Source organism: Pseudomonas sp. PSKL.D1 (genome assembly GCF_028898945.1).
GTDB lineage: Bacteria > Pseudomonadota > Gammaproteobacteria > Pseudomonadales > Pseudomonadaceae > Aquipseudomonas.
The window spans coordinates 5,822,190-5,844,969 of sequence record NZ_CP118607.1 but is presented as its reverse complement, the minus strand read 5'-3'; the positions used below and the strand labels follow the sequence as shown (position 1 = coordinate 5,844,969).

The 22,780-nt window shown below is 59.5% G+C and carries 20 protein-coding genes; 7 read left to right on the top strand and 13 right to left on the bottom strand.

The genetic code is table 11. From position 1 onward, the window contains the following. Positions 1-13 precede the first annotated feature (13 nt). On the top strand, positions 14-1,774 hold the full coding sequence (locus PVV54_RS26325) for a cation:proton antiporter (protein WP_274910507.1): 1,761 nt from the start codon (positions 14-16) through the stop codon (positions 1,772-1,774). 99 nt (positions 1,775-1,873) lie between these two features. On the opposite strand, the gene PVV54_RS26320 is transcribed toward PVV54_RS26325, so the two are convergent. The 5 genes from PVV54_RS26320 to zwf form a co-directional block, all read right to left on the bottom strand. Beyond that, entirely contained in the window at positions 1,874-2,281 is a 408-nt protein-coding gene (locus PVV54_RS26320) for an SMI1/KNR4 family protein (protein WP_274907983.1), read from the bottom strand. Between the two features lie 114 nt (positions 2,282-2,395). Further along, positions 2,396-3,253 carry a Tim44 domain-containing protein gene (locus tag PVV54_RS26315; RefSeq protein WP_274907982.1) on the bottom strand — a complete coding sequence of 286 codons (858 nt, stop codon included), beginning with the start codon at positions 3,251-3,253 and terminating at the stop codon, positions 2,396-2,398. A gap of 121 nt (positions 3,254-3,374) precedes the next feature. Next, positions 3,375-5,561, bottom strand: coding sequence for a DNA helicase II (uvrD, locus tag PVV54_RS26310; protein WP_274907981.1), 2,187 nt, complete (start codon positions 5,559-5,561; stop codon positions 3,375-3,377). Positions 5,562-5,693: 132 nt separating this feature from the next. Next, positions 5,694-5,999, bottom strand: coding sequence for a hypothetical protein (locus tag PVV54_RS26305; protein WP_274907980.1), 306 nt, complete (start codon positions 5,997-5,999; stop codon positions 5,694-5,696). Between the two features lie 85 nt (positions 6,000-6,084). After that, a complete protein-coding gene (gene zwf / locus PVV54_RS26300; RefSeq protein ID WP_274907979.1) occupies positions 6,085-7,527 on the bottom strand; it encodes a glucose-6-phosphate dehydrogenase in 1,443 nt (480 codons plus the stop codon). A 103-nt stretch (positions 7,528-7,630) separates the two neighbouring features. On the opposite strand from zwf, the gene hexR reads away from it, so the two are divergent. Both hexR and PVV54_RS26290 read left to right on the top strand, forming a co-directional pair. Next, a complete protein-coding gene (gene hexR, locus PVV54_RS26295; RefSeq protein ID WP_274907978.1) occupies positions 7,631-8,497 on the top strand; it encodes a transcriptional regulator HexR in 867 nt (288 codons plus the stop codon). 133 nt (positions 8,498-8,630) lie between these two features. Next, positions 8,631-8,849 (top strand): PA3496 family putative envelope integrity protein, encoded by a 219-nt coding sequence (locus PVV54_RS26290; protein ID WP_274907977.1) that lies wholly within the window; start codon positions 8,631-8,633, stop codon positions 8,847-8,849. Here the strand turns inward: PVV54_RS26290 and PVV54_RS26285 are convergent. Beyond that, a complete protein-coding gene (locus PVV54_RS26285) occupies positions 8,791-9,753 on the bottom strand; it encodes a LysR family transcriptional regulator (protein WP_274907976.1) in 963 nt (320 codons plus the stop codon). The genes PVV54_RS26290 and PVV54_RS26285 overlap by 59 nt on opposite strands. A 189-nt stretch (positions 9,754-9,942) precedes the next feature. Here PVV54_RS26285 and PVV54_RS26280 point away from each other — a divergent pair, with 189 nt between their 5' ends. Further along, positions 9,943-11,358 carry an acetyl-CoA carboxylase biotin carboxylase subunit gene (locus PVV54_RS26280; RefSeq protein WP_274907975.1) on the top strand — a complete coding sequence of 472 codons (1,416 nt, stop codon included), beginning with the start codon at positions 9,943-9,945 and terminating at the stop codon, positions 11,356-11,358. A gap of 10 nt (positions 11,359-11,368) precedes the next feature. Beyond that, positions 11,369-13,177: a sodium-extruding oxaloacetate decarboxylase subunit alpha gene (gene oadA / locus PVV54_RS26275; protein ID WP_274907974.1), complete on the top strand. Its 1,809-nt coding sequence runs from the start codon at positions 11,369-11,371 to the stop codon at positions 13,175-13,177. 77 nt (positions 13,178-13,254) lie between these two features. Here the strand turns inward: oadA and PVV54_RS26270 are convergent, their stop codons facing one another. From PVV54_RS26270 to PVV54_RS26260, 3 genes are read right to left on the bottom strand one after another with little or no spacing between them, the layout of a single operon-like run. Continuing rightward, positions 13,255-13,926, bottom strand: a complete 672-nt coding sequence (locus tag PVV54_RS26270) for a GNAT family N-acetyltransferase (protein ID WP_274907973.1) — start codon at positions 13,924-13,926, stop codon at positions 13,255-13,257. A gap of 7 nt (positions 13,927-13,933) precedes the next feature. Then, positions 13,934-14,380: a GNAT family N-acetyltransferase gene (locus PVV54_RS26265; protein WP_274907972.1), complete on the bottom strand. Its 447-nt coding sequence runs from the start codon at positions 14,378-14,380 to the stop codon at positions 13,934-13,936. 11 nt (positions 14,381-14,391) lie between these two features. Further along, a complete protein-coding gene (locus tag PVV54_RS26260) occupies positions 14,392-15,021 on the bottom strand; it encodes an FMN-binding negative transcriptional regulator (protein WP_274907971.1) in 630 nt (209 codons plus the stop codon). A gap of 90 nt (positions 15,022-15,111) precedes the next feature. Between PVV54_RS26260 and pdxR the strand changes: the two genes are divergently transcribed. Beyond that, entirely contained in the window at positions 15,112-16,644 is a 1,533-nt protein-coding gene (gene pdxR / locus PVV54_RS26255; protein WP_274907970.1) for a MocR-like pyridoxine biosynthesis transcription factor PdxR, read from the top strand. Positions 16,645-16,722: 78 nt separating this feature from the next. Here pdxR and PVV54_RS26250 read toward each other — a convergent pair whose 3' ends face one another. The 4 genes from PVV54_RS26250 to aspA all read right to left on the bottom strand — a co-directional run bounded on the left by PVV54_RS26250 (position 16,723) and on the right by aspA (position 21,571). After that, positions 16,723-17,826: a polyamine ABC transporter substrate-binding protein gene (locus tag PVV54_RS26250; protein WP_274907969.1), complete on the bottom strand. Its 1,104-nt coding sequence runs from the start codon at positions 17,824-17,826 to the stop codon at positions 16,723-16,725. Then, positions 17,826-18,869 carry a histone deacetylase family protein gene (locus tag PVV54_RS26245; protein ID WP_274907968.1) on the bottom strand — a complete coding sequence of 348 codons (1,044 nt, stop codon included), beginning with the start codon at positions 18,867-18,869 and terminating at the stop codon, positions 17,826-17,828. The genes PVV54_RS26250 and PVV54_RS26245 overlap by 1 nt, the downstream gene beginning before the upstream one ends. Positions 18,870-19,001: 132 nt before the next feature. Further along, a complete protein-coding gene (locus PVV54_RS26240) occupies positions 19,002-19,994 on the bottom strand; it encodes an AraC family transcriptional regulator (protein WP_274907967.1) in 993 nt (330 codons plus the stop codon). A gap of 152 nt (positions 19,995-20,146) precedes the next feature. Further along, positions 20,147-21,571: an aspartate ammonia-lyase gene (aspA, locus tag PVV54_RS26235; protein ID WP_274907966.1), complete on the bottom strand. Its 1,425-nt coding sequence runs from the start codon at positions 21,569-21,571 to the stop codon at positions 20,147-20,149. A gap of 182 nt (positions 21,572-21,753) precedes the next feature. Here aspA and PVV54_RS26230 point away from each other — a divergent pair, with 182 nt between their 5' ends. Then, a complete protein-coding gene (locus tag PVV54_RS26230; protein ID WP_274907965.1) occupies positions 21,754-22,686 on the top strand; it encodes a LysR substrate-binding domain-containing protein in 933 nt (310 codons plus the stop codon). Positions 22,687-22,780: the final 94 nt, after the last annotated feature.

The following is a 22,780-nucleotide window of genomic DNA, read 5'->3' as shown; positions in this document are numbered from 1 at the left end:
GGAGAATCGCGCCATGCATGCCATCAGTTTCATTCAGGATCTGGCAGTGATCATGCTGGTCGCCGGTGTGGTGACGATCCTCTTCCACCGCCTTAAACAACCGGTGGTGTTGGGCTACATCGTTGCGGGCTTCATCATCGGCCCGCATACGCCCCCGTTCGGGCTCATTCATGACGAAGACACCATCAAGACCCTTGCCGAACTGGGGGTTATTTTCCTGATGTTCTGCCTTGGGCTTGAGTTCAGCCTACGCAAGCTTTTCAAGGTGGGAGCCACGGCATTCATTGCAGCGTTTCTTGAAATCGTCCTGATGATCTGGATTGGTTTCGAAATCGGCCGCTGGTTTGGTTGGAGCACAATGGATTCGTTGTTCCTCGGCGCGATCCTGGCAATTTCTTCAACCACCATCATCGTCAAGGCGCTCAATGACCTGAAGATGAAAAACGAGCGTTTTGCTCAGCTGATCTTTGGTGTATTGATCGTTGAGGACATCCTCGGTATCGGCATTATTGCCCTGCTGTCCGGTATCGCGGTCAGTGGTTCTGTCAGTTCCGGCGAAGTGTTCTCCACAGTGGGTAAGCTGTCGCTGTTCATGATTGTGGCGTTGGTGATCGGCATTCTGCTCGTGCCACGCTTACTGGCATACGTGGCGAAATTCGAAAGCAACGAAATGCTGCTGATCACGGTGCTCGGCTTGTGTTTCGGCTTCTGCCTGTTGGTTGTAAAACTCGAGTACAGCATGGTGCTGGGCGCATTCCTGATCGGTGCGATCATGGCCGAGTCGCGTCAGTTGTTGAAAATTGAGCGTCTGATTGAGCCAGTGCGTGATTTGTTCAGTGCCATCTTCTTTGTCGCCATCGGCTTGATGATCGACCCGCAGGTGCTCATCGAGTATGCATGGCCGATTGTTGTCATTACGCTGGCTGTAGTGCTGGGCAAGATGCTGTCGTGTGGCTTGGGCGCATTCATTGCCGGCAACGACGGCCGCACATCAATGCGGGTGGGCATGGGGCTTTCGCAGATTGGCGAATTTTCTTTCATCATTGCGGCCTTGGGTGTGACGCTACAGGTGACCAGCGATTTCCTGTATCCGGTCGCCGTGGCAGTCTCGGCCATCACCACCTTGCTGACGCCTTACCTTATTCGTGCTGCCGACCCGCTGTCGCAAAAGCTGGGCAAGGTGGTTCCAAGTCGGCTCGCGCGGGTGCTCTCTCTATATGGCGAATGGTTGCGCAGCATTCAGCCGCAAGGTGAAGGTGCCATGCTGGCAGCGATGATCCGGCGCATTCTGCTGCAGGTGGGTGTCAACCTGGCGCTGGTCATCGCTATCTTCTTCAGTGGCGGTTACTTCGCCGGGCGTATCGGTGAATGGCTTAGCGAGTGGGTAAGTGATGCCAGCCAGCAAAAAGCGGTCATCTGGGGGGCGGCGCTTCTGCTGTCGCTACCGTTCCTGATCGCGGCATATCGTAAGCTCAAAGCGTTGTCGATGCTGTTGGCGGAGATGGGCGTGAAGCCGGAAATGGCCGGTCGCCATACCCAACGTGTACGCCGTGTGGTGGCCGAGGTGATTCCGTTGCTGTCGTTGTTGGTGATCTTCTTGCTGCTCTCGGCCTTGTCGGCAAGCATTCTGCCCACCAGCGAGTTGCTGCTGATCATCGCGATCGTGGCTGCGGCGGTGGTTGCAGTGTTGTGGCGCTGGTTCATACGCGTGCATTCGCGTATGCAGATTGCGTTAATGGAGACGCTGGAGAATAGTCGCGATCACACGCACTGATCTGACAGGGAGTGGGTGGTAGCGAGGTCGCCAGGCACAGCAAGCCTGGCGATCTTAAGTGGCAGTAATGGCTTGTGGCTCGTTCTGTCTTCGAGGCAGTCAGCTTTCCAGCCAGACATCCCGCGCCCAGTGCCACACGGACTCCCAACTATCTTCGCCAATGGCTTCTTCGTCGCCATCCCACAAGACCACAGTGCCGTCTTCCTCGACGCAGTAGTAGTTGTTGCCATCTTCGCAAAGCGGGATCAGATCGCGCGGCACGCCTGCGTCCCAGGCATTGGCTGCAACGTCAGGCAGATAAGTGTGCGACTGCGGGTCTGTAACGGTCACCGGCTCCAGCGAGCCATACACCACATCACTGACGGTCAGCAAAAATTCCTTGAACACGAATGGGATGTTGATGAACAACTCTTCCTCAATCTCGACCAGCTGATCCTCGTCGGGAAGTTCCAATGGCACCGGCACGGGTTCATTGGCTTCACGGAGTTGTTCGATCACTTCTTCCACGGTTCATTTCCTCTGACCTTGATGACAACGCTGCGCGTTATACCCTAGTAGCCCGCTCTGGCAAAAGCAAAAACCCCGGGGCAGGCCCGGGGTTTTTTGTACAGCGTGCGGCAATTAACCGTTTTGACGGATACCTGCGACCAGCCATGGCTGGTTTTCGCCTTGGGCGCGAACCATGTGCCAGCTTTCGCTGAAGGCTTCGCCCTGGTCGAAGCGCGAGGACTTCGACACGCCACGGAACGTCAGGGTGGCGTCGGTGCGGTCGGAGCGATCATCAACACCGTCCAGTTGCACATCGAGATCATCGATGTACGTGGACTGGAAGCCATCGCCCAGCTCAGCACGCTCACGCTTGAGGAACTCAAGCATCTGCGGGGTCACGAACTCGGCGATTTTATCCATTTCGTTCGCGTCCCAGTGCTGCTGCAGCGACTGGAAGTGGCTGCGCGCGGCGGCCAGGAAGCTTTGCTCGTTGAACCACGCCGGCGCGTTGATTACCGGAGCGGCAGCAGCTGCCGGGGCAGCCGAACCACCGAAGATCGACGGTTGAGCAGGCTGGTTGTGAGCTTCACGCTGCATCGGCGCGTGGCCTGGCATGGCCATTTGCGGCTGCTGCTGACGGCGGCGCGCGGCAATGAAGCGGAACACCAGGAAGGCGATGAGCGCGACGATCAGGAAGTCCATGATCTGCAGGCCTTCGAAGCCGTCACCCATGAACATGGAAGCCAGCAGGCCACCGGCAGCGAGGCCGGCCAGAGGGCCCAGCCAGCGCGATGCACCGCTTGCGGCGGCCGGAGCACGGCCAGGAGCGGTCGGCGCGGCGGCAGGCGTTGTTGGCGTAGCCTGGCGGGTCTGGTGGATAGGCGCGGAGCCCGAGCTCTTGCCGCCGCCGAAACGCTTGGCGGCGTCAGCTTCCAGGCTCAGCGTCAGGCCGACGCAGAGCGCCAGTGCGATGCTAAGAAAACGTTGCATAAATGGGATTTCCCCTGTTGTGGATTGCACGCGCGTCATGGTGCACAGGTTCCTGTGCACATGACCAGCGACATAATGTTTCGAGCTTTTGCCTGAATGTTACAAAGGTGTTCAGCCAGGCTCAGATGGCCTCAAGCTTGGCATACCCCAGCATCAGCCATTTGCTGCCTTCGGCAAAATTCACCTGCACCCGCGCCTGGGCCCCGGAGCCTTCGAAATTCAGGATCACGCCTTCGCCAAACACTGAGTGTTGCACCCTTTGGCCAAGGCTGAAGGCCGTCTGCGGGATGCTGGCGTTTGCGAACAGGCTGCTCGTATTGCTTTGCGCGCTACCGAACGGGCGGCTCACACTGTTGGAGAGGCGCACTTCCTGCACCAGGCCAGCCGGAATCTCACGTACGAATCGAGACACCTTGTTGTAGGTCTCGCTCCCATACAAGCGACGTGTTTCTGCGTAAGTCATGATCAACTGGCGCATGGCGCGGGTGATGCCCACATACGCAAGCCGGCGTTCCTCCTCCAAACGGCCCGGCTCTTCCAGGCTCATCTTGTGCGGGAACAGGCCTTCTTCCATGCCTACCAGAAACACGTAGGGGAATTCGAGGCCCTTGGCGCTGTGAAGCGTCATCAGCTGAATGCTGTCTTCGTGCTCGTCAGCCTGCGACTCGCCCGCTTCGAGCGAGGCGTGGCCGAGGAAGGCGGAGAGTGGTGACAGGTCAGCATCGTCTTCGCTGGTTTCGAAGTTGCGCGCGGCGCTGACCAATTCCTCAAGGTTTTCTACCCGTGCCTGGCCCTTTTCACCCTTTTCTTCCTGGTGATAGATGATCAGCCCCGACTGCTCGATGACCGTTTGGGTCATGGTATGCAGCGGCATGTCGGCGACCTTGCCCGCCAGGTTCTCGATCAACTCGATAAAGGCGCCCAGAGCGCTGGCGGCGCGGCCCTTGAGCGCCTTGGCGGCAATCAGCTGACACATGGCTTCCCACATCGACAACTGGGTGTGGCGTGCGTGATCACGGATGGCTTCGACGGTCTTTTCACCAATGCCACGTGGCGGCACATTGATCACGCGCTCCAGTGCCGCGTCATTGCCGCGTCCCTCCAGCAAGCGCAGGTAAGCCATCGCGTTCTTGATTTCGGCGCGTTCGAAGAAGCGCTGACCACCATAAATTCGGTAGGGAATACGCTCGCGCAGCAGGGCTTCTTCCAGCACCCGAGACTGGGCGTTGGAACGGTACAGGATGGCGATGTCGCTGCGTGCATTGCCCTGCTTGATCAAGCTCTCGATGGTTTCGACCACGTAGCGTGCTTCATCATGCTCGTTGTAAGCCGCATAAAGCGTCAACGGCTCACCTTCGCCCATGTCGGTCCACAACTCTTTGCCCAAGCGCCCGCTATTGTTGGCGATCAGTGCGTTGGCGGCTTTGAGGATGCCCCCGGTGGAGCGATAGTTCTGCTCCAGGCGAATCATCTCGGCGTCAGGGAAGTCGGCAGTGTACTGGTGGATATTCTCGATCTTGGCGCCGCGCCAGCCGTAAATCGACTGGTCGTCGTCGCCCACAGCCATCAGGCTGCCACCATTTTTGCCCGCCAGCAGCCGCAACCAGGCGTACTGAACGGCGTTGGTGTCCTGGAACTCGTCCACCAACAAGTGGCGGAAGCGGCGCTGGTAGTGTTCCAGCAGGCCGGGGTGATCACGCCACAAGTCGAGGGCGCGTAACAGCAGTTCGGAGAAGTCGATGACCCCGGCGCGTTCGCAGGCCTGTTCGTAGGCGCTATAGACGTCGCGCATGGTCTGCAGGAACAGGTCGCCACTGGCCTGAATATGCTGTGGGCGCAGGCCTTCGTCCTTTTGCCCGTTGATGAACCATTGGGCTTGGCGGGCTGGCCACTTCTGCTCGTCGAGGCCCAGCTCGCGCATTACCCGTTTGATCAGCCGCTGCTGGTCGTCGCTGTCGAGAATCTGGAAGTTCTGCACCAGGCGCGCTTCCTGCCAGTGCGCTCGCAACAGGCGGTGTGCAAGCCCGTGGAAGGTCCCCACCCACATGCCCGCCGGGTTTATGCCCAGCAATTGCTCGATACGCTGGCGCATCTCGGCGGCAGCCTTGTTGGTGAAGGTCACCGACAGGATCGAGTGCGGCGAGGCTTGCTCCACCTGGATCAGCCAGGCAATGCGGTGTACCAGCACGCGGGTTTTACCGGAACCGGCGCCAGCAAGCACCAGTTGACGCCCGAGCGTGGCCGCGACGGCCTGGCGTTGGGCATCGTTGAGGGAATTCAGCAGGAGGGAGAGGTCGTCTGTGTGCATCCGGCCATTCTAGGGGCAGGCCAGTGGCGGGGCAAACACCTACTGTATAAATATTCACCTTCATCGCCACCGCTCATCGATGAGTGTCCAGGCTGCGTACCCATTCGAATACGCAGCCCGATCATGGGCAGATCACTCGATGGTAATGATCTTGAGATGACTGGTTCCACCTGGGTGATTGATCTCGACGGTACCCCAGTGGGTACCGCCTGCGCGTTCAAAGTAGACTGATTTGCTGGTCAACACCTGTGGGGCAAAGCCGCCTTCGTCACGCAGGTCGAGGTTCAGCACTTCCCAGCCACCACGGTGGCGAAAGGTTGGCTCGCTCAGGGCAGGAGTAATGGCTGGGTTGGATACCATTACCGTCCCGAAAACCTTGAAGCTGTTCTGGCCGTTGCGCTTGTCGTTGATGGCGATGAAATTGTCAATGTTGATCATGAGCGGGTTCCGTATATGAGGAGGCAGTGCGATATCGCTGGCGCACTCTCTTCCCATTTCGGGCGCTCAGGCAGCATGAAAGCCTTCAGCCATGCCATTGCCTGCCATGCCTGGCAAGAAGGCTGCTGGCCTGATCGGGGCCATTGTTGCCGGCGGCGTAATGCCGAGGGGCCTGGAAATGCTCTTCCCACCCTTTGATGATCGGGTCGATCCAGGCCCAGGCCGCCTCTACCTCGTCACGGCGCATGAACAAGGTTGAATCACCTTCAAGCACATCCAGCAACAAGCGCTCGTAAGCCTCCCAGCGGCGCGTCAGGCCGAAAGCATTGGCCAAATTGAGGTCAAGGTCGACCGGCTCCAGGCGCATCCCTTTGCCGGGGGCCTTGCTCATCATGCGCAGGCTGATGCGTTCATCAGGTTGCAACTGAATCAGCAACTGGTTGACCTGGCCGCCACTGAATAGCTCATGGGGCACAGGTTTGAACTGGATGACGATCTGCGAAGAGCGCCGTGCCATGCGCTTGCCCGTGCGCAGGTAAAAAGGCACGCCGGCCCAGCGCCAATTGTCGATGTGTGCCTGCACGGCAACAAAGGTTTCGGTGTCGCTGTCGTTATCCACATCCTTCTCGAAATAATAGGCAGGTACTTCCTGGCCACCGATATGGCCGGCACCGTATTGCCCACGTACGGTCTTGTCTTGTACGTCCTGGCCGCTGATTGGCTTCAGGGCCCGCAAGATTTTTACCTTTTCATCGCGAACGGCTTCGGCTTCGAACTGCGCAGGGGGCTCCATGGCCACAAGGCACAACAGCTGCAGCAGGTGATTCTGCAGCATGTCGCGGGTTGCGCCCGCTCGGTCGTAGTACGCGCCACGGTTCTCTACACCAAGGGTTTCGCACACGCTGATCTGAACATGATCAACCTGCCCATTGCGCCATACCGGTTCAAGCATTGCATTGGCGAAGCGCAGTGCCATGAGGTTCTGTACGGTTTCTTTACCCAGGTAGTGGTCGATGCGAAACACCTGGGGCTCATCGAAAACCGCACCAATCGCTTCATTGATGGCCGTGGCAGAAGTCAGTGAATGGCCGATCGGTTTCTCCAGCACGATGCGTGCTTCGCTGTCAGCCAGCCCGGCAATGCGCAGATGATTGGCGATGGGCACGAACAGGTTCGGTGCCGTTGCCAGGTAGTAGATGCGAGTAAGCCCCCCAGGTTCGCCAAGGTAGCGTGCCAGGCGCCCGAAGTCGGCGCTTTGCGACGCATCCATGGGGAAGTAGTCAATCCGGGCGCAAAAGCGTTGCCACACATCTTCCTCGAAATCGTTGCGCGCGATCTGCGATCTGCAATGGCGCTCGGCGAGCCTGAGGTAGTCATTGCGCGAAATGTTGCGCCGAGCGAGGGCAATGACGCGTACGGCAGTGTTCAGACGTGCCTCGCGATACAGGTGATAGAGCGCCGGCAGCAGCTTGTGCAAGGCCAGGTCGCCAGTGCCGCCGAACACCAGAATGTCGCAAGGAATCGTCAAACCACCACTCTCCACGTTCGTTTAACTGGGCGGGTTGACGTCCATGTAGTATAACTACAAGAAAGCTACATCCCGGCCAGCCGATCATAACCGAGTCCAGCCCGTGAATCTGTTGCAACATATCGCCCAATCGCGCCACCTGCTGCGCAAATCGGAACTCAAAGTCGCGGACCACGTGCTGCTTGACCCGGCGGCCGTCATGCACAGTTCCATGGCCGATCTGGCTCACAGCGTAGGTATCAGCGAACCGACCATTGTGCGATTTTGCCGTGCGATCGGGTGCTCGGGTTTCCAGGACCTGAAGCTCAAGCTGGCGCAAAGCCTGGCTGCGGGTGCGAGCTTCGGCCAGTTCGCCATCCATGAAGACGACTCGGTCGCCGACTACAGCCTGAAAATTTTCGACACTACCCTGCACACATTGATGGAAGTGCGTGAGCAACTTGATCCGCATGCCTTGCAGCAAGCGGTGAGTGCCATGGCTCAGGCGCAGCGTGTGGAGTTTTATGGTTTCGGTGCATCCGGAGCAGTAGCGGCGGATGCCCAGCACAAGTTCTTCCGCCTGCTGCTCAATGCTGCAGCCTATTCGGACCCGCACATGCAGGCGATGTCTGCGGTGACGTTGAAGCCCGGGGATGTGGCCGTGTGCATTTCTCAGTCTGGGCGTTCCAAGGACCTGTTGATCACCGCCAACCTTGTGCGGGAAAGCGGTGCCAACCTGATTACCCTGTGCCCGAGTGCAACGCCACTTGCCGAGCTGTCGACTGTCAACCTGGCGATTGATGTGCACGAAGACACTGAAATCTATACCCCGCTGACGTCACGCATCGCTCACCTGGTGGTAATCGATGTGCTGGCCATGGGCGTCGCCATGGCGCGTGGGCCAAGCCTGGTCAACCACCTGAAGAGCGTTAAGCGCAGTTTGCGCAGCCTGCGTCTGTCACCCAAGTCCATCAAGGCGATGGACGACTGATCATATGTGCCTGAGCCTGCTGAGTTGTCGGCGCGGGCACCTTAAATTTCACCGTTCTGTCACCATTCCAAAGCCAAACCGTAAACCGCAAAGTCCAGTCTGAAACTCCCGCATCCTATCTGGGAGACAGGCAATGGCTCGTGACAACGACGGCATCTACCAACCCAACGCCAAAGCTCGTAAACAGCAGGAAAAGGATCAGCGCCGGATGGAGTATCGCCGCGCGATCGAAAGCTATTGCGATCAACGCCAACTGCTTCGCGATCTGGCCGATTACCCCGAGTTACAGGACCTCACGGTGTGGCAGGCGTCGGCGGCAATTTCCCTGAAAAGCGCTCAACAAGCGCGCTGATCAATGCACGTTCGCTGCGGATGAACGCCAGAAAGGCCAACGCGACCGGCGATTGTCGCTTGGCCTTGGCCTGCACTACACACCAGCTTCGGTACAGTGGCAATTCCTCCACAGGCAGTTCATTGAGCACACCGGTGGCCAGCTCCATGTTCACCGCGTGGCGGGTCAGCAAAGCGATACCCAGGCCGGCAATCACGCATTCGCGTTGGGCATCGGCAGATGCCACTTCCAGCGTTTGGGTGAAGTGCACGCGCTTGTCCTTGAAATACTCTTCACAGGCTTTGCGCGTTCCCGAGCCTTGTTCCCGGATCAACAGGGTGTGCGGCTCCAGATCCTGCAAACGCAATTGCTCAAGCTTGCACAGCGCATGGTCCGGCGGCGCTACGGCAATGATCGGGTTATTGAGGAACGGCAGGAAATCCAGGCCCATGTCCTGCGGCACCATCGACATAATGATCAGGTCGTCACGGTTATCAGACAGGCGCCGGATTGCCTGTGCACGATTGACCACCGTGAGCGTCAGGTTGACCTCAGGGTGGCGCTGCTTGAAGGCCGCGAACAGGTGTGGCACGAAGTACTTGGCGCTGGACTCGATCGCCAGTTTCAACTGCCCTTGCAGCGAACCCTGCATGTCCGACAGTTGCATGTCGAGGCTCTCCAGGCGGCCGAATATGTCGCGGCTTGCCCGTTGCAGTGCCTCGGCCGCTTCGGTCAGGTACAGCTTTTTGCCAACATACTCAAAAAGGGGCTGGCCGATCAGCTCTTCAAGCTGACGGATTTGTAGACTAACGGCGGGTTGCGTCAGTGCCATCTCTTCCGCAGCACGGCTGTAGGAGCGCAAGTCGCACACCTCATTGAAGATTTGCAGCTGACGTAATGTCATACGCATCAATGACTTACGCATATTTACCGTCCCTTCGGCAAAACCTTGTTACCAAACTATAAGCTTTTGCTAATACAGCCCCTAACAAATATTGATTTTTGTTTATCAACCTACAGCGCTAGGGTGAATGTGCGACTGGCCAGCGACGTCTGGTCACGCGCCGACCGGTAGAACCGGTTCGTCTGTTCCTACGGCTTTGGGAAGACTCCAGTGATAAAAAAAATCCTGATCGCCAACCGGGGTGAAATCGCAGTCCGCATCGTACGGGCGTGCGCCGAAATGGGCATTCGCTCTGTAGCGATCTATTCCGATGCCGATCGTCATGCCTTGCACGTCAAGCGTGCTGACGAGGCTTACAGCATTGGTTCCGAGCCGCTGGCCGGTTATCTGAACCCGCGCAAGCTGGTCAACCTGGCTGTGGAAACCGGCTGTGATGCCTTGCACCCAGGCTATGGTTTCCTGTCGGAAAATGCTGAGCTGGCAGAGATTTGCGCCGAGCGCGGTATCAAGTTCATCGGCCCGGCCGCAGACGTCATCCGCCGCATGGGCGACAAGACTGAAGCCCGTCGCACCATGATCACCGCAGGCGTTCCGGTTACTCCGGGCACCGAAGGCAACGTTGCCGACATCCACGAAGCCTTGAGCGAAGGTGACCGCATTGGTTACCCGGTAATGCTCAAAGCCACCTCTGGCGGCGGCGGGCGCGGCATTCGCCGCTGCAACAGCCGTGAAGAACTGGAGCAGAATTTCCCTCGGGTGATTTCCGAAGCCACCAAGGCCTTCGGCTCTGCTGAAGTGTTCCTGGAAAAGTGCATCGTCAACCCTAAGCACATCGAGGCGCAGATCCTCGGTGACAGCCACGGCAACGTGGTACACCTGTTTGAGCGCGATTGCTCGATCCAGCGCCGCAACCAGAAACTCATCGAAATAGCTCCAAGCCCACAGCTCACCCCTGAGCAGCGCGCCTACATCGGCGACCTGGCGGTGCGTGCTGCCAAAGCGGTGGATTACGAGAACGCCGGTACCGTGGAGTTCCTGCTCGCCGATGGCGAGGTGTACTTCATGGAAATGAACACCCGCGTACAGGTGGAGCACACCATCACCGAAGAAATCACCGGTATCGACATCGTCCGCGAGCAAATTCGCATCGCGTCCGGCCTGCCGCTTTCGGTCAAGCAGGAAGACATCCACCACCGGGGTTACGCGTTGCAGTTCCGAATCAACGCTGAAGACCCGAAAAACAACTTCCTGCCAAGCTTCGGCAAGATCACCCGTTACTACGCCCCCGGCGGCCCGGGCGTACGTACCGACACGGCGATTTATACCGGCTACACCATTCCACCCTACTACGACTCCATGTGCCTGAAACTGGTGGTGTGGGCGTTGACTTGGGAAGAAGCCATGGACCGCGGCCTGCGGGCTCTGGACGACATGCGCTTGCAAGGGGTCAAGACCACCGCTGCGTACTACCAGGAAATCCTGCGCAACCCGGAATTCCGCAGTGGCCAGTTCAACACCAGCTTTGTCGAAAGCCACCCTGAACTGACCAACTACTCGATCAAGCGCAAACCCGAAGAGCTGGCCCTGGCCATCGCCGCCGCCATCGCCGCCCACGCAGGCCTGTGAGGAACCCATAATGTCCAAGAAAATTCACGTAACCGACACGATCCTGCGCGACGCCCACCAGTCCCTGCTGGCCACCCGCATGCGCACTGACGACATGCTCCCGATCTGCGACAAGCTCGACAAAGTTGGCTATTGGTCGCTGGAAGTCTGGGGCGGCGCCACCTTTGATGCCTGCGTACGCTTCCTCAAAGAAGACCCATGGGAGCGCCTGCGCAAACTGCGTAACGCCTTGCCCAACACCCGCCTGCAAATGCTGCTGCGTGGCCAGAACCTGCTGGGCTACCGCCACTATAGCGATGATGTGGTGAAGGCTTTCGTGGCCAAGGCAGCGGTCAACGGCATTGATGTGTTCCGCATTTTTGATGCAATGAACGACGTGCGTAACCTGCGTGTAGCTATCGAGGCCGTAAAGGCTGCCGGCAAGCATGCCCAAGGCACAATCGCCTACACCACCAGCCCGGTGCACACCATCGAGGCATTCGTGAACCAGGCCAAGCAGATGGAAGCCATGGGTTGCGACTCGGTGGCAATCAAGGACATGGCCGGCCTGCTGACTCCGTTTGCCACCGGCGAGCTGGTCAAGGCGTTGAAGGCCGAGCAGTCGCTGCCAGTGTTCATTCACTCCCATGACACCGCCGGCCTGGCTGCCATGTGCCAGCTCAAGGCAGTGGAAAACGGCGCCGACCATATCGACACCGCCATCTCCAGCTTTGCTTGGGGCACCAGCCACCCGGGCACCGAGTCGATGGTTGCAGCCCTGAAGGGCAGTGAGTTCGATACCGGCCTGGACCTGGAGCTGCTGCAGGAAATCGGCCTGTACTTCTATGCGGTGCGCAAGAAGTACCACCAGTTCGAGAGCGAGTTCACCGCCGTGGACACCCGCGTGCAGGTCAACCAGGTGCCGGGCGGCATGATTTCCAACCTGGCCAACCAGCTCAAGGAGCAAGGCGCACTCAACCGCATGAACGAAGTGTTGGCTGAGATCCCGCGGGTGCGTGAAGACCTCGGCTTCCCGCCGCTGGTTACTCCGACCTCGCAGATCGTGGGCACTCAGGCGTTCTTCAATGTGCTGGCCGGCGAGCGCTACAAGACCATCACCAACGAGGTGAAGCTTTACCTGCAGGGCGGCTACGGCAAGGCCCCTGGCGTGGTCAACGAACAACTGCGCCGTCAGGCGATCGGCAGCGAAGAGGTGATTGATGTACGCCCGGCCGACTTGCTCAAGCCGGAAATGGCCAAGCTGCGTGCCGACATCGGTGCCCTGGCACGCAGTGAGGAAGACGTACTGACCTTTGCCATGTTCCCGGACATCGGCCGCAAGTTCCTCGAAGAGCGTGAAGCCGGCACCCTGACCCCGGAAACGCTGCTGCCGATCCCTGAAGCTGGCGCTGTTGCCGCACCAGGTGGCGAAGGTGTACCGACCGAGTTCGTCATCGATGTGCACGGCGAAACCTACCGCGTGGATATCACAGGCGTAGGCGTCAAGGCCGAGGGCAAGCGCCACTTCTACCTGTCGATCGACGGCATGCCGGAAGAGGTGGTGTTCGAGCCGCTGAACGAATTCGTCGGCGGTGGTAGCAGCAAGCGCAAACAGGCCAGTGCACCGGGCCACGTCAGCACCACCATGCCGGGCAACATTGTCGACGTGCTGGTCAAGGAAGGCGATGTGGTCAAGGCAGGCCAAGCGGTGCTGATTACTGAAGCCATGAAGATGGAAACCGAAGTGCAGGCGGCCATTGCCGGCAAGGTTGTGGCTATCCACGTGGCCAAGGGCGACCGTGTGACGCCGGGCGAGATCCTGATCGAGATCGAGGGCTGAGTTAAAGCCCTCATCTACAAGCAGTTAACCTCTGGGGGGCGGATGCTCCCCTTTTTTTTGCTTCGGGTTTGCAGGTGTCAGCCTTTACGACACGCTTCCAGTGTGCGCACTTGCCCCCCATCCTGCTGATTTTCCGCGCTCAACCACCGCTCAAACCCCGTTGCTACCTGCGGCCATTCATCATCGGTAATCGAATACCACGCTGTATCCCGGTTGTGGTCTTTGACCACAAGATGCTTGCGGAAAACCCCTTCTGACTGGAAGCCCAAGCGCTCTGCCGCCCGTTTGGAGCGAGCATTGGCGTTATTGCACTTCCACTCCAGTCGGCGATTGCCCAACTCAAAGCTGAGCTTGCCCAGCAGGTACACCGCTTCGGTACTTTTCGGCGAGCGCTGCATGGCGGCGCCGAAGGCGATATGGCCAATTTCGATGCGGCCGTGGTCGGGTACGATCGACATCAGGGTAAGCATGCCCTGGGCTTGGCCGCTGGCGCGGTCGATCACAGTGAAGTAGAGCGGGTCGTGGCCGGCGGCGTTGCCTTGCAGCCAGCTATCAAAGGCCGCGCGTTCATTGAATGGGCCGTACGGCAAGTAGTCCCAAAGCACCGGGTCGGAGCCAGGGCCTTGCAGTACTTCCCATAGGTCATCCCCATGACGTGCCGGGTCGAGCTTTTCCAGGCGAATGAAACGGCCATCGATGGATTCGGCCTTGGGTGTGGCAGCGGGTTTCCAGTTCAATGCATCTGTCATGTTCGGCCTACAACCCTTTGCGGAATTGGATGAAGCCCGGGCGCTCGGCAACCTGTTCGTACAGGCTGATGGCCGTGGCATTGGTTTCATGGGTCAGCCAGTGCACTTTGATGCATCCGGCAGCTTTGGCGGTGGCGTACACATGTTCGATCAACTGGCGGCCAATACCCAGGCCGCGCTGGCTGCTGTCCACATACAAGTCCTGCAGGTAGCAGGAGTTCTCGATGCTCCAGTTCGACCGATGATAGATCCAGTTGACCATGCCTACAGCCTTGTCATCGACCCAGGCGAGGGCAGAGTGGGTTGGCTCGTTCACATCAAGCAAGCGCTGCCAGGTGCTGGCGCTGACTTCGTCGGCCAGTTCTGTCTGGTAAAAGCGCAGGTAGGCCTGCCACAAGGCGAGCCAGGCGGCATGGTCATTGGCGCCAACAGGGCGCAGGGTAACGCTGGGCATGGGGTTTTCCTTCAGAGCTGGCGCATGTGCGCGGCAAGTTGGTTGTCGAGGTAATCGGGGCTGGCGCCCAAGCCGTCACGCACGCCGGCAATGTCTTGCGCAGAGCGGTTCTGGCTGAGTTTGCGTGCTCCCTGCAGGCGTGTGATGGGCATGCGGATGCCGACAATGGCGCGGAGCATGCCTTCGAGGTAATCGCTGGGGGCGTCGGCCACTTTCCAAGGCTGGTCGCGGCCTTGCTCATGGTGATCGGTCAGGCGGCTAACAATCTGCAATAGCGGTGTGGCGTCGTGGATCACTTCGACCGGGCCGTAGGCGTGCACGGCAAGGTAGTTCCAGGTTGGCACTACTTTGGGGTTGTCGGCCTTGCTCGGGTAATAGCCGGGGCTCACGTAAGCATCTGCCCCTGGGAACACCAGCAGCATCTCGCGGCCCTGTTCAAGGTCCTGCCACTGGCGATTGGCCCTGGCGAGGTGGGCATAGACGGTACCGGACTCACCTTCGCAGGGGTCGAGCAGCACGGGCAGGTGCGAAGCCAGCAGGCCCTGCTCCCCGTGGCTTATCAGTACCGCCAGGCGCGTGTCGAGCATGTGCCGGTGCAAGCGTTCTAGGTCATGTTCCTGGTGCGGTTTGCTGTTGTACATGTGCGCAATCCTTGTGGAATGGCTCCATCCTAGGCAGGCTATTGGTCCAGTGTAAGATCCATTTACAGCTGTTTTGAGAGGTCCAATTCCGTGAGCGATCATCCCCTCGTGTTGCCTTTCGACCCAGCGGGGCTCGTCATCGACCGCCGTCGCGGGCTGAGCCAGCAGTTGTATGAAGCCTTGCGCTCTCGGGTGCTGGACGGGCGGTTGAGCAGCGGCACGCGGTTACCGGCCACCCGTGATCTGGCAGCGATGCTGGCGCTGTCGCGCAATAGCGTGGTGCGGGCTTACGATCAGCTGTATGCAGAGGGCTACATCGAAAGCCGGGTTGGAGATGGGACCTATGTGAGTCGGTTGGAAAAAATATCCACACAACTATCCACAGGGTTATCCCGTGGTTTATCAACAGGTTTATCCACATTTCATTCAAAAGTCACTGAGGATTTATCCAGCAACATGCTTTCCAGCGAGCCGTTGGAACGCCTGAAAAGCAACCATCTTCCGCCCCCTAAAACAGGAGCGCCGCGTGCATTTCGCGTGGGCATCCCAGCGTTTGATCTGTTCCCCTTCAATGTGTGGGCCAAGCTACAGGCGGGTTTCTGGCGAAATCCGGACCGTGTGCAGTTGGGTTACGGAGACCCCGCAGGCGAGCATGGGTTGCGCGAGTTGATTTCGGCCTACCTGCGTCGCTCACGGGGCCTGTCCTGCACCGCTGAACAAATTGTGATCACCAGTGGTGCGCAACAGGCCATCAGCCTTTGTGCACAATTGTTGTTGCAGCCGGGTGACGGCGTGGCTGTGGAAAACCCGGGCTATCGAGCCGCTGGGCATACCTTTGCCGTAGCCGGTGGCAAGGTGGTAGGGATACCCGTGGATGGGGAGGGCATGGAGAGCGCTCGGCTGGAGCAATTGAAGGAATGCCGCTTGGCGTATGTCACGCCCGCCCATCAGTACCCGACCGGGGTGACCATGAGCCTGGCTCGGCGCTTGGCGTTGCTTGCGTGGGCAGAGCGCCGCGATGGTTGGATCATCGAGGACGACTACGACGGCGAATACCGCTACAGCGGCGCGCCACTGGCACCCTTGGCGGCATTGGACCGTCAAGGGCGCGTGTTGTACGTGGGGACTTTCGGCAAGATCGCGTTCCCGGCGTTGCGCCTTGGGTACTTGGTGCTGCCTTCACGGCTGGTGCAGTCATTCAGCCAGGGCAGAGCGCTGGCGATGCGGCATTCCGAGGTTGGTACCCAGTGCGTGATGGCAGAATTCATGGCCCAGGGGCACTTCCAGCGTCACATCCGGCGCATGCGCAAGGCAGCGCTAAGTCGGCGCAATGTGCTCAAGGCTGGTTGGCCGGTGGGCGTATCGGGGCTGGGCCCGATGCCGGAAGTGGCGGCGGGGCTGCATGTAAAAGTGGATGTGGATAACTTCGCGCGGGAGCAGGAACTTGTAGCCCAGGCTGAAACAGTGGGTGTCGAGGTGAACCCGCTGAGCAGCTACTGGCTGGAAGACAGCCCGGTGCCTGTGGATAAGCGTGCGGGGTTGGTGCTGGGGTTTGCGGCTGTTCCGGAGGGTGAAATTGCCGAGGCTTTGATGCGCTTGCGCAAGGCTTGGCGCAAGGGGTGATGCAGGCACCGTACTCGCGGGTAGCCCCCCGCTCCTACAATGGTTCTGCATCCCCCGATCATCGTGGGTTAGCTGTGCTCAAGTGCCAGACTTGATCCGTGTCCAAGCCCGAGTGCGTGCCCGTTCAGCCTCTCGCGGCAATGGTTTGAGCGTATACAGCTTGGCCATCGCTTCGGCAGTCGGGTACAGATTCGGGTTATTGCGAATCGCCGGGCTTACCTTCTCGGTCGCATCCTTGTTGGGGTTCGGATACCCCACAAAGTCACTGATCGGAGCGATCACTTCCGGTCGTAGCAAGTAGTTGATGAATGCATGCGCATCTTCAGGGTTGGCTGCATTTTTTGGGATCGACAACATGTCGAACCAGATGGGAGCACCTTCCTTGGGCAGGCGCATGTCAACAACTACACCGTTCTTGGCTTCGCGCGCCCGGTTTGCCGCCTGAGAGAAGCTGCCGCTGTAGCCTACCGCCACGCAGATGTCGCCATTGGCAATGTCAGCCATGTACTTGGACGAGTGGAAGTAAGTGACATGAGGGCGAATCTTCAACAGAAGCGCTTCGGCTTTCTTGTAGTCGTCCGGCTTACCGCTGTTGGGGTCCAGGCCCAGGTACTTCAGGGCCAAAGGCAGGATCTCCGACGGCGAATCGAGCAGTGCCACGCCGCATTGCTTGAGCTTGGCAATATTCTCTTCCTTGAAAATCAGGTCCCAGCTGTCCACAGGCGCATTTTCGCCCAGTGCTGCCTTGACTTTCTCCGGGTTGAAACCGATCAGCACGGTGCCATACATGTAGGGCACGGCAAACTTGTTGCCGGGGTCGTTGGCTTCGATCAATTTCATCAAGGCCGGATCCAGGTGTTGCCAGTTCGGCAGTTTGCTGCGATCGAGCGGCTGGAACACGCCCGCTTCGATCTGCTTGGCCAGGAACACGTTGGACGGCACCACCACGTCATAGCCGGAGTTACCGGTGAGCAGCTTGGCTTCCAGCGCCTCGTTGGTGTCAAAGATGTCGTAGATCAGCTTGACGCCGCTGTCCTTCTGGAAGTCGGTCAAGGTCTGCGGGGTGATGTAGTCGAACCAGTTATACACACGCAGGGTGCGCTGCTCGGCTTGAGCGTGCAGGGCACCGGTTAACAGGGTGGCAGCGATGACAGGGGCGAGCAGACGCTTGAGTCGGACCATTACCGGGCTCCTGGTTGGGCAAGCTGGAAGCCTTCCAGCACATTTACCGCGTTGATGCCGATTTCTTCCACAGCGTAGCCACCTTCCATCACGAATAAGGTCGGTTTGCCGAGCTGGGCGATGCGCTTGCCCATTTCCAGGTAGTCGGGGCTGTCCAGTTTGAACTGGGAAATCGGGTCGTCCTTGAAGGTGTCCACGCCCAAGGAAATCACTAATACGTCAGCGTCGTACTCGGCAATACGCTGGCAAGCTTGTTCCAGTGCCGCGCTCCAGGCCGCCCAGTCGCTTCCGGCAGGCAGCGGATAGTTGATGTTGCAGCCTTCACCGTCGCCTTCGCCGACTTCGTCTGCATAACCCAGAAAAAACGGGAATTCCGCCTGTGGATCGCCATGGATCGAGGCGAAGAACACATCGCTGCGTTGGTAGAAGATGTCTTGGGTGCCGTTGCCGTGGTGGTAGTCGACATCAAGAATGGCCACTTTGGACCGCCCCTGGTCGAGGAAGGCCTGGGCCGCAATAGCCGCATTGTTGAGGTAGCAATAACCGCCCATGACTTCGGCAGCGGCATGGTGGCCTGGCGGGCGGCACAGGGCGAAGGCCGAATGTGCGCCTTGCTGGATCGCGGCTTGGGCCGTGAGCGCGACTTGCGCGGCGCTGTACGCAGCTTGCCAGGTGCCAGCGGTAATTGGAGCGCCGGCGTCGAAGCTGTAGTAGCCCAGCTCGCCATGCAGCCCGGTGGGTTTGACCTGGCGCAGGGTGCGGGCTGGCCAGGTGAAGGGCAGCAGGTCACCTTCGTGGCCCAATGCGGCCCAGCGCGCCCAGGCGCCTTCGAAGAAGCTCAGGTAGTCGTTGCTGTGAATGCGTTGCAGCGGCGCCCGCCCGAAGTCAGTCGGGCCTTTGATGTCGCCCAGATTGCGCTTTTTTACCTGTTCGAGCACGTGGTCGGCGCGAGACGGCATTTCAAAGCAGGGCATCAGTTGGCCGTCGATCAGCTCGCAGCGGCCATGGTGCAGGCGGTGATCATCGGAATAAATCGTCAGCATTTGTTGTTCTCCGGTAGGACTGGCGTGGGGTCATTTTCAGTGGATGACCTCACGCGGAGAACGTTGCAAACGGCCAAAAGGGGATCGATATGGCCAACGTAGCTGGCCATCATGGTTCGCTTGGCGATGAGGTCAACCGCGAAAATGGCTGGGTGCAACCCCGCTCCAACGCTGGAACGCATGGCGAAAGCTCGCCGTCTCACTGAAACCCAGCGTCTCGGCAATGCGGTAAATGGGCATTTGCTCATCTGCCAGCAACTGCTTCGCCCGCTCGAAGCGCAATTCATCCAGCAGCTGTTGATAACTGCTGCCCAGCGCCTGCAAATGGCGACGCAAGGTTCGCGATGAACAGTTCATCTGCCGTGCCAGGCCTTCCAGGCCCGGTGCTGCATCCAGTTGCTGCAACAGCAACTGCCGAATCCGACCCAGCCAAGCCTGACGCCCAGTGAACTCCAGATTCAACCGCCGGCAGCGTTCGCTCATGGCTTTGTGTGTGATGGGGTCGGCCAGGGGCAGCGGTGTATCGAGCCAGCGACGTTCGAAGGCAAAGGCGTTGTCGTCTGCCTCAAAATTCAGCGGGCATTGAAATGCACCGTCATAGAGCGCGTGGTACCCCGGTTTGACGTGCTCGAATCGTGCCCCCAGCAGCGGCAGCGGGCGGCCGAGCAGGTCATCGCAGATGACTTTCAGCGACACCAGGCAAAACTCGGCGTTGAAGGCGGCCAGCGTCGGGTTGTCTCGATAATCGCCGGCGCTGAACCAGACACGCTGGCCATCGTCGATCAGGCGAAGCTGGAAGACTGTTCCCAGCAGTGCCGGAAACTGCAGCGCCAGGCGCAAGGCGTCACCCAAAGTGGCACTGGAGAGCAGGGCGTAACCGAGCATGCCGTAGCAAGACACATGCATGCGTCGGCCCAGTTCCAGGCCGATGTCTTCGCGCCGCGCCACCGCGTTGGCGCACACCTGATGCTCCTGCTGCGTGGTAATGCGGGCATCGGCATGGCCAAGGTCTGCCGGGCCTATGCCGCTGCCAGCGAGCAGCGCCGCAGCTTCGCAACCGTCTTCCTCGAACAGGTTGAGAATCAGCGAAACCGCGTTGAGGGTGGTCAGGTGGCTGTGCAGCATGCTCGGTCATCCCGTAGGGCTGGGAGGCATTATGGAGCAAGTTGTGTGCCGGGAATCGAACAAAAAAAGGGCCCGATGCGTGCGCTCGGGCCCTGGAAAGGTTGAGAGGTGTCTAGTCCCTCGACCTGGTGAGACTGTTTGCAGCGGCCGGGTTACGCCTTCAGCGGAACCAGACGTGGAGCGATCATGTTTTCCGGGCGCAGGATGTCGTTGAGCATCGCTTCGTCCAGCAGCTGTTCCTCACGTACCAGTTCCAGCACGCCGCGGCCGGTTTCCAGCGCTACGCGGGCGATACGGGTGGCGTTTTCGTAGCCGATGTAAGGGTTCAGGGCGGTGACCAGGCCGATCGAGTGCTCGACCAGTTCACGGCAACGCTGTTCGTTGGCGGTGATGCCGACGATGCAGTGCTCGCGCAGCATGTCCATGGCGCGTTGCAGCAGGCGGATCGAGTCGAAGATCTTGTAGGCGATCAGCGGCTCCATCACGTTCAGCTGCAGCTGGCCACCTTCGGCGGCGACGGTCAGGGCCAGGTCGTTGCCCATGATGGCGAAGGCGACTTGGTTCACGGCTTCCGGGATAACCGGGTTGACCTTGCCTGGCATGATCGAGCTGCCTGGCTGGCGAGCCGGCAGGTTGATTTCGTTGATGCCGGTGCGCGGGCCGCTGGACAGCAGGCGCAGGTCGTTGCAGATCTTCGACAGCTTGACCGCGGTACGCTTGAGCATGCCGGAGAACAGCACGAAGGCGCCCATGTCGGAGGTAGCTTCGATCAGGTCGGCAGCCGGTACCAGCGGCTGGCCGCTGATGATCGCCAGGCGCTGTACAGCCAGGGCCTGGTAGCCAGGGTCGGCGTTGATGCCGGTGCCGATGGCGGTACCACCCAGGTTGATTTCGGTCAGCAGTTCCGGGGCCAGCGAGCGCAGGCGCTGCAGGTCTTCGGTCATGGTGGTGGCGAAGGCGCGGAATTCCTGGCCCAGGGTCATCGGTACAGCGTCCTGCAGCTGGGTACGGCCCATCTTCAGTACGTGATCGAATTCTTTACCCTTGGCGGCGAAGGCCTGAATCAGGCTGTCGAGGCTGGCCAGCAGGGCGTCATGGCCCAACAGCAGGCCCAGGCGGATGGCGGTCGGGTAGGCGTCGTTGGTCGACTGCGCCATGTTCACATCGTTGTTCGGGTGCAGGTACTGGTACTCACCCTTCTGGTGGCCCATGGCCTCCAGTGCGATGTTGGCGATGACTTCGTTGGCGTTCATGTTGGTAGAAGTACCAGCACCGCCTTGAATCATGTCCACCACGAACTGCTCGTGGTAGTCGCCTTTGATCAGTCGCCCGCAAGCTGCGCTGATGGCAGCGTGCTTGGCATCGCTCAAGTGCCCCAGCTCCCGGTTGGCGTCAGCAGCGGCCTGCTTGACCATCGCCAGGCCGACTACCAGTTTCGGGTAGTGCGACAGCGGAACACCGGAGAGGTGGAAGTTGTTGGCAGCGCGCAGGGTCTGGATGCCGTAGTAGGCATCGGCAGGAACTTCAAGGGTACCAAGCAGATCTTTTTCGACGCGGAACGATGCAGCGGAGGACATGATGGATATCATCTCGATTTTGACCCGGCACATGCCGGAATGGCGCCAATCCTAGGCCTGAAGGGGATTTTGCGGCCAATGCTGTTGCACGCTAACCTATGCACAAACGGCATACTGTTTCATGTGACGCCAATTGACATTCGAGCGTGTTCCATTTTGGTGCATGCCGGGGGATCTGCTTCATGAACCTTGAAAGCAAATGGTTGGAGGACTTCAGTGCCCTGGCCTCCACACGCAGTTTTTCTCAGGCGGCGGAGCGCCGGTTTGTCACCCAGCCAGCATTCAGCCGACGCATTCGCAGCCTTGAAGCAGCCCTCGGCCTGACCTTGGTGAATCGTTCCCGCACGCCCATTGAATTGACTGAGGCCGGCCAACTGTTTCTCGTTACCGCGCGCACTGTTGTCGACCAGTTGAGCGAAGTTTTACGCCATTTGCATCATCTTGAAGGAGGGCAGGGCGAAGTGATTCAGGTAGCGGCCGCGCACTCTCTGGCGTCAGGCTTCTTCCCGCGTTGGGTCGCCCAGTTGCGCAATGATGGCTTGAACATCGCCACCCGCCTGGTTGCGACTAACGTCGGGGATGCAGTGCACGCATTGCGCGAGGGCGGTTGCGATCTGATGCTGGCTTTCTATGACCCCGACGCTGCGTTGCAGATGGACGCCGAGATTTTCCCGTCGTTACACATGGGCAATACGGAAATGTTGCCGGTATGCGCTGTAGATGCCGACGGCAAGCCACTGTTTGACCTGGAAAGCGACGGCAGTGTGCCGCTGCTGGCATACAGCGCAGGCGCTTTCCTCGGTCGCTCGGTCAGCCTGCTGCTGCGCCAGCGCAACCTGCGCTATACCACGGTGTATGAAACGGCAATGGCCGACAGCCTGAAGAGCATGGCACTGGAAGGCATGGGCGTTGCCTGGGTGCCGCGCTTGTCCATGCGGGGCGAGCTTGAGCGTGGCGAACTGGCCATTTGCGGCGGTAGCCAATGGCATGTGCCCTTGGAAATCCGTCTGTATCGCTGCGCCTTGGTACGCAAGGCTAATGTGCGCCTCCTTTGGCGCAAGCTCGAAGGTGGCGTGGCGGTTGACCCAAAAGTCAGCCAAAGCCCCGAAAAATAAGGGCGACAGTTGGTCGCCGGGGGTGCCAGCAAGGCCTTGGGTTACGGTATACTGCGCGGCCTTTCGACCGGATGCGTCCGGTTATGATCAGCAA

Coding starts and splice junctions, on each gene's coding strand:
- PVV54_RS26315 (WP_274907982.1), bottom strand. CDS start 3,253: ATGCAACGTTTTCTTAGCATCGCACTGGCGCTCTGCGTCGGCCTGACG.
- PVV54_RS26250 (WP_274907969.1), bottom strand. CDS start 17,826: ATGGTCCGACTCAAGCGTCTGCTCGCCCCTGTCATCGCTGCCACCCTG.
- PVV54_RS26270 (WP_274907973.1), bottom strand. CDS start 13,926: ATGACAGATGCATTGAACTGGAAACCCGCTGCCACACCCAAGGCCGAA.
- PVV54_RS26230 (WP_274907965.1), top strand. CDS start 21,754: ATGAACCTTGAAAGCAAATGGTTGGAGGACTTCAGTGCCCTGGCCTCC.
- PVV54_RS26305 (WP_274907980.1), bottom strand. CDS start 5,999: ATGATCAACATTGACAATTTCATCGCCATCAACGACAAGCGCAACGGC.
- aspA (WP_274907966.1), bottom strand. CDS start 21,571: ATGTCCTCCGCTGCATCGTTCCGCGTCGAAAAAGATCTGCTTGGTACC.
- oadA (WP_274907974.1), top strand. CDS start 11,369: ATGTCCAAGAAAATTCACGTAACCGACACGATCCTGCGCGACGCCCAC.
- PVV54_RS26240 (WP_274907967.1), bottom strand. CDS start 19,994: ATGCTGCACAGCCACCTGACCACCCTCAACGCGGTTTCGCTGATTCTC.
- PVV54_RS26290 (WP_274907977.1), top strand. CDS start 8,631: ATGGCTCGTGACAACGACGGCATCTACCAACCCAACGCCAAAGCTCGT.
- PVV54_RS26265 (WP_274907972.1), bottom strand. CDS start 14,380: ATGCCCAGCGTTACCCTGCGCCCTGTTGGCGCCAATGACCATGCCGCC.
- PVV54_RS26260 (WP_274907971.1), bottom strand. CDS start 15,021: ATGTACAACAGCAAACCGCACCAGGAACATGACCTAGAACGCTTGCAC.
- PVV54_RS26325 (WP_274910507.1), top strand. CDS start 14: ATGCATGCCATCAGTTTCATTCAGGATCTGGCAGTGATCATGCTGGTC.
- uvrD (WP_274907981.1), bottom strand. CDS start 5,561: ATGCACACAGACGACCTCTCCCTCCTGCTGAATTCCCTCAACGATGCC.
- PVV54_RS26285 (WP_274907976.1), bottom strand. CDS start 9,753: ATGCGTAAGTCATTGATGCGTATGACATTACGTCAGCTGCAAATCTTC.
- PVV54_RS26245 (WP_274907968.1), bottom strand. CDS start 18,869: ATGCTGACGATTTATTCCGATGATCACCGCCTGCACCATGGCCGCTGC.